This window comes from Mammaliicoccus sp. B-M6 (assembly GCF_022386965.1).
GTDB lineage: Bacteria > Bacillota > Bacilli > Staphylococcales > Staphylococcaceae > Mammaliicoccus > Mammaliicoccus sciuri_A.
Genome location: NZ_JAJNHJ010000002.1, coordinates 52,334 through 64,728 on the forward strand (window position 1 = coordinate 52,334; position 12,395 = coordinate 64,728).

General features: G+C 31.8%; 12 protein-coding genes. 7 read left to right on the forward strand and 5 right to left on the reverse strand.

Translation table 11 applies throughout. From position 1 onward, the window contains the following. Positions 1–10 precede the first annotated feature (10 nt). Both LQ693_RS01140 and LQ693_RS01145 read left to right on the forward strand, forming a co-directional pair. On the forward strand, positions 11–670 hold the full coding sequence (locus LQ693_RS01140; protein WP_103361450.1) for a nitroreductase family protein: 660 nt from the start codon (positions 11–13) through the stop codon (positions 668–670). A 178-nt stretch (positions 671–848) separates the two neighbouring features. After that, on the forward strand, positions 849–2,189 hold the full coding sequence (locus tag LQ693_RS01145; protein ID WP_058590751.1) for a sodium-dependent transporter: 1,341 nt from the start codon (positions 849–851) through the stop codon (positions 2,187–2,189). Positions 2,190–2,505: 316 nt separating this feature from the next. On the opposite strand, the gene LQ693_RS01150 is transcribed toward LQ693_RS01145, so the two are convergent. After that, the gene (locus tag LQ693_RS01150; protein WP_103360506.1) at positions 2,506–4,023 is read right to left on the reverse strand and encodes a DASS family sodium-coupled anion symporter; all 1,518 of its coding nucleotides are present in this window, start codon (positions 4,021–4,023) and stop codon (positions 2,506–2,508) included. 210 nt (positions 4,024–4,233) lie between these two features. Here LQ693_RS01150 and LQ693_RS01155 point away from each other — a divergent pair, with 210 nt between their 5' ends. The 4 genes from LQ693_RS01155 to LQ693_RS01170 all read left to right on the forward strand — a co-directional run bounded on the left by LQ693_RS01155 (position 4,234) and on the right by LQ693_RS01170 (position 7,928). After that, positions 4,234–5,109, forward strand: coding sequence for a prolipoprotein diacylglyceryl transferase (locus LQ693_RS01155; RefSeq protein ID WP_107565136.1), 876 nt, complete (start codon positions 4,234–4,236; stop codon positions 5,107–5,109). A 158-nt stretch (positions 5,110–5,267) separates the two neighbouring features. After that, entirely contained in the window at positions 5,268–6,089 is an 822-nt protein-coding gene (locus LQ693_RS01160) for a YqiA/YcfP family alpha/beta fold hydrolase (protein WP_107590430.1), read from the forward strand. 115 nt (positions 6,090–6,204) lie between these two features. Continuing rightward, on the forward strand, positions 6,205–7,107 hold the full coding sequence (coaA, locus tag LQ693_RS01165; protein ID WP_025906185.1) for a type I pantothenate kinase: 903 nt from the start codon (positions 6,205–6,207) through the stop codon (positions 7,105–7,107). Positions 7,108–7,130: 23 nt separating this feature from the next. Beyond that, the gene (locus LQ693_RS01170; protein WP_210124998.1) at positions 7,131–7,928 is read left to right on the forward strand and encodes a hypothetical protein; all 798 of its coding nucleotides are present in this window, start codon (positions 7,131–7,133) and stop codon (positions 7,926–7,928) included. 43 nt (positions 7,929–7,971) lie between these two features. Here the strand turns inward: LQ693_RS01170 and LQ693_RS01175 are convergent, their stop codons facing one another. Next, positions 7,972–8,862, reverse strand: a complete 891-nt coding sequence (locus tag LQ693_RS01175; RefSeq protein WP_107565139.1) for a PhzF family phenazine biosynthesis protein — start codon at positions 8,860–8,862, stop codon at positions 7,972–7,974. 148 nt (positions 8,863–9,010) lie between these two features. Further along, positions 9,011–9,856, reverse strand: a complete 846-nt coding sequence (locus tag LQ693_RS01180; protein WP_107565140.1) for a DUF2785 domain-containing protein — start codon at positions 9,854–9,856, stop codon at positions 9,011–9,013. A 134-nt stretch (positions 9,857–9,990) separates the two neighbouring features. Here LQ693_RS01180 and LQ693_RS01185 point away from each other — a divergent pair, with 134 nt between their 5' ends. Further along, the gene (locus LQ693_RS01185; protein ID WP_107565141.1) at positions 9,991–10,524 is read left to right on the forward strand and encodes a hypothetical protein; all 534 of its coding nucleotides are present in this window, start codon (positions 9,991–9,993) and stop codon (positions 10,522–10,524) included. 1,034 nt (positions 10,525–11,558) lie between these two features. Here LQ693_RS01185 and rpsR read toward each other — a convergent pair. Together rpsR and ssb are read right to left on the reverse strand one after the other, a co-directional pair. Continuing rightward, positions 11,559–11,801, reverse strand: coding sequence for a 30S ribosomal protein S18 (rpsR, locus tag LQ693_RS01190; protein WP_025906198.1), 243 nt, complete (start codon positions 11,799–11,801; stop codon positions 11,559–11,561). Positions 11,802–11,860: 59 nt separating this feature from the next. Next, a complete protein-coding gene (gene ssb / locus LQ693_RS01195; RefSeq protein ID WP_025906200.1) occupies positions 11,861–12,388 on the reverse strand; it encodes a single-stranded DNA-binding protein in 528 nt (175 codons plus the stop codon). Between the last annotated feature and the right edge of the window lie 7 nt (positions 12,389–12,395).

Genomic DNA, 12,395 nt, shown 5'->3' on the forward strand with positions numbered 1-12,395 from the left:
GAGAAATAAAATGACACACTCAAAGCTTTCATTAACTGAAATTATTAATAAAAGAAAATCAGTTAAAGAGTTCGATTCAAACTTCAAAATTCCAAGAGAAGAAATGAAAGAAATGATAGCACTTGCTACTAAAGCACCTTCATCAATCAACCTACAACCATGGCGCTTTGTTATCATCGATTCTGAAGAAACAAAACAAAAATTAGACCATCTTGTACAGTTCAACCAAAGACAATTACATTCATCAAGTGCGATTATTCTTGTACTTGCAGATTTAAAACACGCTGAATATGTGAGCGATATTTACGAGAAGAACGTTGAACTTGGCTATATGGATGAAAATTCAAAAGATTACTTTATTGAAACAATCTCAAATTTAATTAGCAGTGCTGATGAAAGTTACTTTAATGCACAAGGTTTAATGGATGCTAACTTAGCTTCTATGCAATTAATGCTTATTGCGACTGATCACGGTTATGATACAAACCCTATCGGTGGATTCGATAAAACAGCTGTATTAGAAGCATTAAACATTGATACTTCTAGATATGTACCAGCTCATTTAATCGCTATTGGTAAAGGTGTTAAACCACCACATGATTCTAGTAGATTACCAGTAGATAGAATCATCGCTTGGAATGATGAAAGTAACGGTTCAATCGGCGAATAAGGTTTTTATTCGTTCTATTAATTATAATACCCTATCGGCAACTAACTTATGTTGCCGATATTTTTTAATATTGCATTATCCCAAAATATAGTGTAAAATTCATTGCTGTGAGTTTTATTTTTTTACTTAAAAGCTTTACCGCTTTAAAGTGAATATCAAATTAAAAGAAGGAATATATATGAAAAATTTATCTCAATGGTCGTCCAGTATCGGCTTCGTTCTAGCAAGTGCCGGGTCAGCTATAGGAATTGGTGCTGTATGGAAATTCCCATACATGGCTGGAACATACGGTGGTGGCGCATTTTTACTAATATTTATTATTTTCACATTGCTTGTCGGCTTACCACTACTTTTAAGTGATTTTGTATTGGGACGTTATGGTAGAACATATTCTACTAACATCTTCAAAAAAGTATCCGGTAAATCATCTTGGAATTTAGTAGGATGGCTTGGAAATCTAACAGTCTTTGTACTATTTTCTTTCTATAGTGTTATCGGTGGTTGGATCATTTTATATATTATACGTACTCTTTTAGACAGCTTTGGATTAACGCAATCACATAATTACGGCAATATCTTTAATGATTATATATCTAACCCATTCTATTCATTAGCGAGTCAGTTTGCCTTTATACTGTTCACTGTAGTCATTGTCAGTAAAGGTGTAGAAAAAGGTATCGAGAAAGCTTCAAAAGTCATGATGCCACTTTTATTTATATCATTTGTAATTGTCATTATTAGGTCAATCACTTTAGACGGTGCTTTAGACGGAATTCAATATTTCCTACAACCAAAAGTTTCAGATTTAAGTGCTGAAGGTATACTATATGCCCTAGGTCAATCGTTCTTCGCATTATCACTTGGAACATGCGGTATGATGACATACGCTTCATATTTAGACCGTAAAACAAATATCGTCAAAAGTGCGAATGCTATTGTGTGGATGAACATAGCTGTATCAATAGCAGCCGGGTTAGCCATCTTCCCAGCTATTTTCGCATTTGGATTAGAACCTAACCAAGGACCAGGATTATTATTTATCGTCCTTCCACAAGTATTTGATCAAATGTTTGTCGGTCAATTGTTCTATTTACTATTTTTAATATTATTTTTATTCGCAGCCATTACATCTTCAATTTCGTTATTAGAATTGAACATCTCAAATATTACTAAAAATAATAATGATAATAGAAAGAAATGGTCATATATCATTGGTATATTAGTCTTTATATTCGGGATACCATCAGCACTTTCAAACGGATTACTCCAGGACTTTACATTCGGTGTCGGAACATTCTTCGATAATATGGATTACTTAGTCGCGAATATCTTAATGCCAATAGGTGCATTAGGCGTAACCATCTTCGTTGGTCATATATTCAATAAAGAAATCATTATGAAAGAATTAAATATGAGCGATACTAAAAAAGGAAGACTCTTTGTGAATACATGGTATTTCTTAGTTAAATTTGTACTTCCAATTATCATCATCGCCGTATTTATTGGACAATTAATTTAAATAGAGAAAAGAAGAAGCCGTTCAATTTTTTGGGAATTGAACGGCTTTTTTATGTAGTTCGGATGGATTTGGATGATCTCTTGGCTTTATTTAGTCGTTAAGCCATGACTTACACGATCTCTTGGCTTTATTTAGTCGTTAAGCCATGACTTAGGCGATCTCTTGGCTTTATTTAGACGTTAAGCCATGACTTGGGCAATCTCTTGGCTTAATTCAGTCGTTAAGCCACGACGACTTGAGTGATCTCTTGGCTTTACTCTGACATTAAGCCACGACTTCAATGATTTCTTATCTCAGCAGCCTGTTTAAACCTCCTTTATATCAATCCTATCCACTTCCAATATGTCATGCTGAACAAGATAATTAATAAGTATCCAATAACTGTGAGTGGTACACCTGTTTTAATAAAGTCTTTAACGGTAAATGTTTCTGTACCGTAAGCCAGCATATTTTGTGGTGAACTAACTGGCAATAAGAAACCAAAACTAATCACGAATTGTTGTATAAGTACAAATCCGATTGATTGATCTCCTAAATTTAATGTTTGTGTTAAGGCTATAAACACAGGGATTAAGGCTGAAGATAAACTCGTTGCACTCGCAAATCCTAAATGTATTAAAATATTAAATATTGAAATGAGTGCAATGGTTGCGATTAGTGGCATATGATTAAGTCCCATCAATCCAAATGTTTTATCACTTAACCATTGTGCCGCTGTTGTTTCCAACAATACTGTTCCTAATGAGATACCAATTCCAAATACGATAACTGTACCCCACGGAATTTTCTTCTCAACATCTTCCCAAGTAAAGACACCGATTTTAGGTGTTAACATAATTGCTAATGCGATGATTGTTATAGAAGATGAATCAATAGGATGGATCACTTTTTCGGTAGACCAGAAAAATAATAATAAGACAGAAATCGTAATGAGTCGCCACTCTCTTGCTGAAACTGGTCCTAATTCTTTTAATTGTGCTTTAACTAATTCATTTCCACCTTCTATTTCTTTCTCCTCAGGTTTAATGACAGTAATCATCACAAAGTATAAGACGACTGACATGATAATCGCCCATGGTGCTGCATATAAGAACCACTCACCCCAAGACACATCTTGTCCCATTGATTTATTAATAAATCCTATCGCAACGATATTTTGAGCGGCGGCAGTCTTAATACCTATATTCCATATTGAGACGGCATGCACGGCAGTAATAATCAATAATGCTGCTAATTTACTGTTCTTAGATGTATTAAATGCAGCAATCATACCTAATAATATGGGTACAACAGCACCTGCTCTTGCTGTAGCTGAAGGTACAAAGAATGCTAAAATAATAGAAACGACAATTGCACCAATAACAATTCGATTTGTTTTGTTTCCTACAATAGAAAGTACTTGTAATGCTAACCGTTTATGTAGATTGGTTACTTGCATCGCTGTAGCTAAGAATAATGCTGCTGCAACGAGTGCCACTGCAGACCCTGAAAATCCGCTTAAAGCCATTTGTAATGCATTGCCTGTACCTAGTAACGCATCCCCTTCTAAAGCTTTTCCATTTGCTGACGGATTGCCTAACGCATCTCCTAAATTTTGAACTGGACTAAATCCAATTAGTACAACGATCAGGCCAACAATCATGACCGCTGATACAGGATAACTTACGGCTTCTGTTACCCACATAATAACTGCAAAAGCTAAAATCGCTAGCGCACATTTTGCCATAACAGGTAAATCATTTGAAGTTGGTAATAACAATATTCCAATTAATACAACAAAACTAACAATAATCCAAATTGGTTTAAAAGCTTTTTTCTCAGTATTATTAGACATATCTAACAGCTCCAATATTAATTTTTATTGTTCTAATTTCCTAAATAATAACATATTTCTTTTTTGCATATAATACTTTTCACAATTAATACAATAAACACTTGAACTTTCTGTTATTTACATGTAATGTATAAAGGGAAGTGTGACGGTTGTCTGCCGACAGACAACCCTACCTATTAAATTACTGTCAAATAAAGGATGATTTATAATATGTTAACTAAAGAATTCGCAACTAAAGTAGGTCTTAGTGAAAAGCAAGTTAGAAAAATTGTACAGCACTTAGAAGACAGAGGATATCAACTTTCTAAGACAGAATATCGTGGAAGAGAAGCGACAGACTTCCAAGAAGAAGATATTGAACTTTTCCAAGAAATAGCGCAAAAGGTTAAAGAAACTAATAGTTATGACCAAGCATTCGAAACACTTGAACAAGAGAAAGACTTTTTACAAGTTCTTGTTAAAGACGAACCTGCTAATCAAACACCTGAACTACAACATTTAATTGAAGAATTAAGATTAGAAGTTCAACATATGCGTAGAGAAAGACAAATGCTTGGTGAAATGTTGCAACAAGTACATATTCAACAACAGAAACTAGAACAAACTTTAGCATTACAAGCACCTCAACAATCAGAGGCTACTGCTCAAGAGAATGATACTAAAGTTGAAACGAAACAAGCTGAACAACCACAAAGTTCTAAAGTAGTTTCAGAAGATAAGACTTCTAGTGAATCAGTTGAAACGAACAAACAAGAAGATAAAGAAGAAACAAAAGTTGCTGCAGCTGAAGAGCCAGCTAAATCAGAATCTCAAACTGAAGTGAAATCAGAAGATAAAGAAACTGCTGTTAAACCAGAAGCGACTACTGATAAAGCAGTAGAAGCGAAAGAAGAAGATGCAACTACATCTAAAGAAGAAACGACTGACAAAGCAGCATCTACTGAAGAAAAAGCACCCGAAACGACAGTAGACGAAACTTCAACGCCTTCAGAAAACAAAGAAGAAGAAGTAAAAGTAGAAATCAAATCAGAAACTGAAGAAGAACCTAAGAAAAAAGGATTCTTCCAAAGATTATTTAATATTTAATCCCTTTAAGAAGAGGTTGGGCATGATGCCTAGCCTCTTTTTTGTTAAGTTTTTGTAAATTTCCACTATATAATTGTTAATTGCTAGAGTACTTTGTTATATTGAATTTTATATTAAGTATTTGTAATGAATATTAACCATTAGGAGTGTTTCACATCATGGAAACATTAAATTACGAAGATTTGAACAATGACCTTTTATGGACGCATAATAATCAAGTTGTGAAAATCATGAAAGATGATTTAGACATCTATATCAAATTAAATCTTAAAGTAGATAATCATAAATTAGTTGTATTTTCAAATGGCGCGTTTGATCCGTCTAAAAGTAAACCGCCTGTCTTTATGAGAAGTAAATGGCATGAAGATTTCAATGCGAATTGTCTATATATAGATGATAGAACTATCCATTATAAACAATTACGTATAGGTTGGGGTGTCGGAAGAGAAGAACGTCATTTCTTAAAAGACTATTCTGAGATTGCACAACAAGTCACGCAAGCACTCCAAATAGAATCGCAAAATGTTGTCTATTGTGGTTCATCAGCGGGTGGATTTATGTCTATGTATTTAGCAACATTACATAAAGGAACAACCGCTGTAGTGAACAATCCACAATGTTACGTAGATCGTTACGATAAAGTGAACGTCGAAAAATTATACAACAAAATATTTCCCAACCGTTCACGCGATTATATCAAAAAACAATACGCACTGAGACTATCGATTACAAGCTTATTCCGCAAACAAAAATATGTGCCTAAAATTTACTACATCCAAAACAGATTATGTGAGACTGATATGTCTAGACACTTCGATCCATTTTGTAGTTTCTTAGATAAATATGAAATAAACAGTTCAAACATAAAGTTCATATTATACAACAATAAAAAGCTCGGACATAATCCTATATCAAGAGAAGCAACCGTAAACTTTGTAAACCAAGTCCTTGAAGATAAACTTGTCATAGCAGAATTTTAAATGTGTTACCTTATATAAGACTTTTTCAAAATTAATAAAGCACTTTCATGACTATTTATGTTACCCTATACGAGTACTGTAAAAAGTGAAAAATTCTTAAGTAAAGGAACTCATTATGAAATTCACAAAAGAAGAATGGCAAAACACAAATTTTAAATTAGATATGGATACAAGTCATTTAAACTTAGAAGAAATTATCAGTTTAAATGATAACTTAACAAATTCAGAAATTAATGAACTCTATTTGCCACTCATTAATTTTTTGACAAACAAAGTTAAGTTCCATAAAGATTATTCATCTAACATTAACAACAAATTACATAACAAAAATAATACACCACCTTTTATTATTGGAATATCAGGTGGGGTTTCTGTAGGGAAAAGCACTGTCTCAAGACTGCTTTTAAACTTACTACAAGAATATAATGCGGACTGGAAAGTTGATCTAATTACAACTGATGGTTATATCATGCCTAAACAAGAACTCATCGATAAAGACCTACTTTCTAAAAAAGGTTTTCCTGAAAGTTATGATACAAAAACATTAATCAGTCACTTAAAACAAATTAAAAACAACGAGCCTAACATACCAACATACACGTATTCACATATCACATACGACCGTCTTAAAGACCAATATCACAACATAGACTGTCCGGACATTCTTATTATAGAAGGTGTGAACATCTTCCAAGTAAGTCCACATGAAGAAGAACTCGTTAGTGATTATATTGATTACAAAATATACTTACACACAACAATAGAAAATATGAAGAAATGGTATCTTAACCGCTTCTTACTACTTCAAGAAGAAGCCTTCCAAAAGCCAGACTCACATTTCTATAAATATCGAGACATCCCAAAAGACGAAGCCTTAAAAATAGCAACAGATCTATGGGACAATATTAACGAAGTCAATTTAATCAAAAACATCTTGCCAACTAAAAACAGAGCAGATCTCGTACTATATAAAAATCACGACCATGTTATAGAAAAACTGAAATTTAATAAATTTTAAGTTATTAGAATTGAGGTATAGTTATGAAAATATATCCAACTGAACAAATACTTAAATATTGGTCTGAAAATTATTTTAATAATTTTGATTTGTTTTTTGTTAAAGATATCCCTTTTGAAAATGAAGATGTAGTTATCACTTTTAAAGATTCATTTAAGACAACAAGTTCATTTAATATTGATACAAATAACTTATATGAGTTTTGGAATTTAGGTGACTACAATTATGTAATCCAAGCTTCTAAAGGATGGTTTGAAAATCTCAATGGAGATTCAAAAGCTTATATACTTCAAGAACAAGAAAGAGTTAACAATCCACTATTCATAGAAGGTAATCTCATTACTTCACAAAAATGGAACCAATTAACAACAAATAAACAGAGACACTTTTTCCAAAATAGAGTAGATATATATTGTGATAATCACGTAACGCATCATTCAACATTGCAATTACCCAATCATTTAAGTTCAATCGTTTCTACTTTTCCAATACATCAAGGATCAAACTGTCTTTCAACAGTACTTTATGCTATTACAAGTGATAAAAATATTTTACATCAGTGGATAAAAGAAGATGCTTTTCTAACTAACCTTAAAACTTTAAACTACGAATTAGTTTCAGAAGGAAATCAGAATGAGGATGTAATTGTCTATTTTAATAATAACACCGTAGTACATGGAGCATATCAAATTGATGATGGTTTATTCATAAATAAAAATGGACAAACCATTTTTAATCCTTATAAAATTGTAACTAAATCAGAGCTTGATAATGAATGGGGAAATTATCAAGAACTCTACTACAGAAAAAAACCTCTCTAGTCCTTGTCTAGAGAGGTTTTTAGTGTTCCGGCAGTCTAAATAATTATAATTCGATTTTTAATTCTTTAACATATACTGCACTACCTGTAATTTCAATATTAAGCGGATTGTTTATATTATTCACATGCACATACACTTGTCCATCTTTTCCTATTTCTTGTCCTTGTTCAACGATTAGTTCAAGCGGATATTTAGCAGATGTATTTATATATTGAGCATAGTATGCGCCCATCACGCCAGAAGCTGTCCCTGTAACTGGATCTTCAGTTGTCCCTGAAAATGGTGAGGAAAAATGTCTTGCATGCATATGTAAGTCTTCTTTGTAAGTTTCCATACAGAAAGGATGAATTGAAGTGTTGGGTCTTTCTTTTAAAATTTCTGGAAATAATTTATTTTGAGGAGTCATTCTTTTACAAACTTCTAGATTCCTAACAGGTACTAATAATGTCCATGCTCCTGTACTACCGTAAACAATCGGATATTCTTCTACAATATCTGCCTCATCAATTCCAATAGCATGAGCCAAATCTACTTTCGATCCATTGAACGCTTCAAATTGAGGGCTAGCTTGTTGCATCGTTATATAGATATTATCATTTTCAACATTTAAAGTAATTGGTAAAATTCCTGCATTCGTCTCTATTGTAAATTCATTATTATCTTCTAATAATCCATGTTGCTTCATTGCTGCGATTGTTCCAATAGTAGCATGTCCACACAAATCCATTTCATGACCTGGCGTAAAATATCGTATCCTAAAATCAGCACGGTTTGATTTTAAAGGGAACGCTGTTTCATTAAATCCAATTTGTTTCGCAACTTCTTGCATATCTTCATCTGTTAATCCTTCACTATCTAATACCACACCAGCAGGATTTCCTTTATTCGCTTCTAAACTAAATGCATCATAATGATATACACTAACCGACTTCATGAAACATCATCCTTTATTTATATTTAAGATATGACCATATTATTTCACAGATTCAATGATACCTACAACTTCTTCATATACATTAACCCTATCAAGTTGCTTTCGATAAACATTTTCCAGGAAATAAAATGTAGCTGCATTATCGTATTTATTCTCCTTGTTGTGTTAATTCTAAATATAACTTATTAAGGATTTCTTCTATTTTATCTTGAGTTACCTGACATTTTTGATTAAATTTTAGTCTAAAATACAATGTCTTCAAGAAACCTTTTATATTTTTCCTTATTCTAAAATAACTGAAATATGCTTCTTCAGATTGATTTAAATCTGTTTGATTAACTGTCACGAATAACTTGCTTACCCAATTACTCAATTCTTGATCTGTTAGTCTTTTTTCAAGTAATGCTTCAATGATAAATGCTTGTCGCTCATCTTCATCATCTATATAACAAGATAAATCAGTATTTAACTGATAAAGTTTTTTAGCGATGACATTTAAGATCACTTTATTACATTCACCTGAATAATATTTAGATCTAACACAAGTTGTGAGTAAATCTGATCCATGCGCAACACTATGCATCCATCCTGTCCCTTGCACATATCCTCTAACATCAGTTTCCTTATCCATGTAATCAATCGCTAAGTTTATAATTTTCTCGTAATCATCCTGAGGTAACTGATCATGTTCATCTAAATATTCAACTATGATTCCGATAATAAGTGCACTGAAACTTCTATCCAGCACAAGATGTTCAGTGTCACTTTCGTTAACACTACTTAAAACAAATTCACAATGCTCAAGTAACTGTAGCATTTGATAATCTTCCAATTTCCCACTTATAATTAAACGCGCAATTAAATCAAAATTATCTTCACGAATATTGGCATTAGGATTTCCAATATTGGACATCATTAATTTAAATTCTTCTTCTGTTACTTGTTGATCTGGAAATTTATTTTTATATCTTTCAATTAATTCTTTGATAGTCATTAAGAACACATCCTTTAGACTCTATTACTCATTATTATATTGTATTTTTACAATGAATGAAATGAGACATATTTATTTCAATTGCATAGTATAATAAACTGTACATACTAAACTTACATTTTTGGAGTGATTATATGGAAATATTTCAAGAGTTTAAAAAGCAATTTATTAACTTTTTAAATAGCGATAATCGAATAGTGTTAACGAAAGGTATGTTTCATGAGATAAAATTATTATCTATTTTAGCTGCAATAGAAACTCAATCCCAATATTCAAAAGGAACATTAAATGCTCATTCTAAAGAAGTTTTCAAAGATCTGACAGAACAAGGCATGCTTACAAAAGAAATACCATTAAACACAACTTTCACATTAAATGATTTATCATTACAGTTAAATTTATATACCGCAAATACTCCTAACTTTGGCGAATTTGCAATATATTATCCAGTGAATCCAAAAACAATAAAAGGAAAAAACATTGAAATATTAGTTAATCATATAAAAGATAATCCCGCTTCAAAAGTATTTATTATTACAGCAAATGACTGGGAGTTTAATAGCAAAGTGTCTAAAACATTAGAGGAAATGTCCGACATAGTTGTAGGAGAAGATTTAAAACAAGGAATTCATGAAATATTTAATTCTGGTTTCAATAATGGTAATTAAAGTTCATCAATAATATTAATAATTATCTAAATATAGATTAAAATTATATTCAAATAGCGGTACATATGTGCGGAGTGTACTTGAGGTTGACTGTTACTGACGGTCGCCTCTTTTTTTATGATCAGTGTTCTAGAATCATTCATTCTCCACGAAAAAATTGCGAAATTTTTATAAAACTAAACATATTACGTCAAGAACAATTAACATTATGTATAAGGAATGAGGCATGTGCCTCCAAGAGATACCTTTTATCTCTTGTTTATTATGAAAGAACAATAGTTCTTTCCGTTTTAAGAGGTTGACCGAGAGGTTGCCTCTTTTTTTATCTTACAATGAATCATACTTAGTATACACTACAGGTATTGGGGAAGATGTTATACTTGATTATATTGATATTATAAACAATAAGAAAGATGCACCTGCTAGCTTTCAAAACGCAGTAAAAATCAATTAATTTATTGGAGCTTTTTTTATGTATAGAAAAACAAATTTATTCATCGTATTTCTCATTTTATTATTATCTATAATAACGACGTTCTTGGATCAAAAGGCATCTTTTTTTAATAATTTATCGTCTTTGCTATTTTTACAATTTATTTTCTCTATTTCAGTAAACATATTTTTACTAAAATACATCTTTGACTTTGAATTTATTAGAAGATTATTAGATAAAATAAACATTCTTTTCCAATACTTTATTTATACAATAATTTTATTTCTGGCTATGTTTATGATTATGTCTATTGATTTAACAAATATTAATTTATTAAATCTAATCTTTAGTTTATTATTCTTGTTTGTATTTAGCTTTTTAACTCAATTATTAATTTGTGAAACAATATCTAAAGTATATATAAGAAATAAGACGTCTATTTACTTCAGCGCACTAGCAATGTTTATACTATTTATGCTTTTAATAATTCCAAATTATTTACAATAATATCGTTGTTATTATAAATAACAACTTTTCTATAATTCTAAACACAAAAAACCCTCTAGCCTGATTGCTAGAGGGTTATATTATACGCTAATTCTTATTGTTCTTCTTTAACGTATGGTAATAAAGCCATGTGACGTGAACGTTTGATAGCTACAGTAAGCATACGTTGGTATTTTGCTGAAGTACCTGTTACACGACGTGGTAAGATTTTACCTCTTTCTGAGATAAACTTTTTAAGTAAATCTGTATCTTTGTAGTCGATATGTGTAATACCGTTTGCTGTGAAGTAACAAACTTTTTTACGACGACGACCACCTCTTCTTGGTCCACCTGCCATGATTGTGTTCCTCCCTTCTCGTTAAATGTTTATCAATTTATATTCGTTTCAATCAACTATTAGAACGGCAAATCATCATCACTGATATCAATTGGGCCATTAGCGTTTGCAAATGGATTACTTGATTGTTGATTATTTGACTGTTGATTTGAAGGTGCTTTTTGTCCTTGTTGTTGGTTACCACCAAAGTCTTGTCCATAATTTTGGAATTCGTTATTATTTTGGTTATATGATTGATTATCATTACCAGATTGACGTTGATTTGCGCCTTTTGGTTCAAGGAATTGAACACTGTCACAAACAACTTCAGTTACATAAACACGACGACCTTCTTGGTTCTCGTAGCTACGAGATTGTAGACGACCTTCAACTCCTGCCAGACTACCTTTAGATAAGTAATTGTTTACATTCTCTGCGGGACGTCTAAATACAACACAGTTGATAAAGTCAGCTTCTCTTTCACCTTGCTGATTCGTATAAGTACGATTAATAGCTAAAGTAAAAGTAGCAACTTGAACGCCTGAGGGTGTTACTCTGTATTCCGGATCTTTAGTTAATCGACCGACTAATACAACACGATTAATCATTTAATCT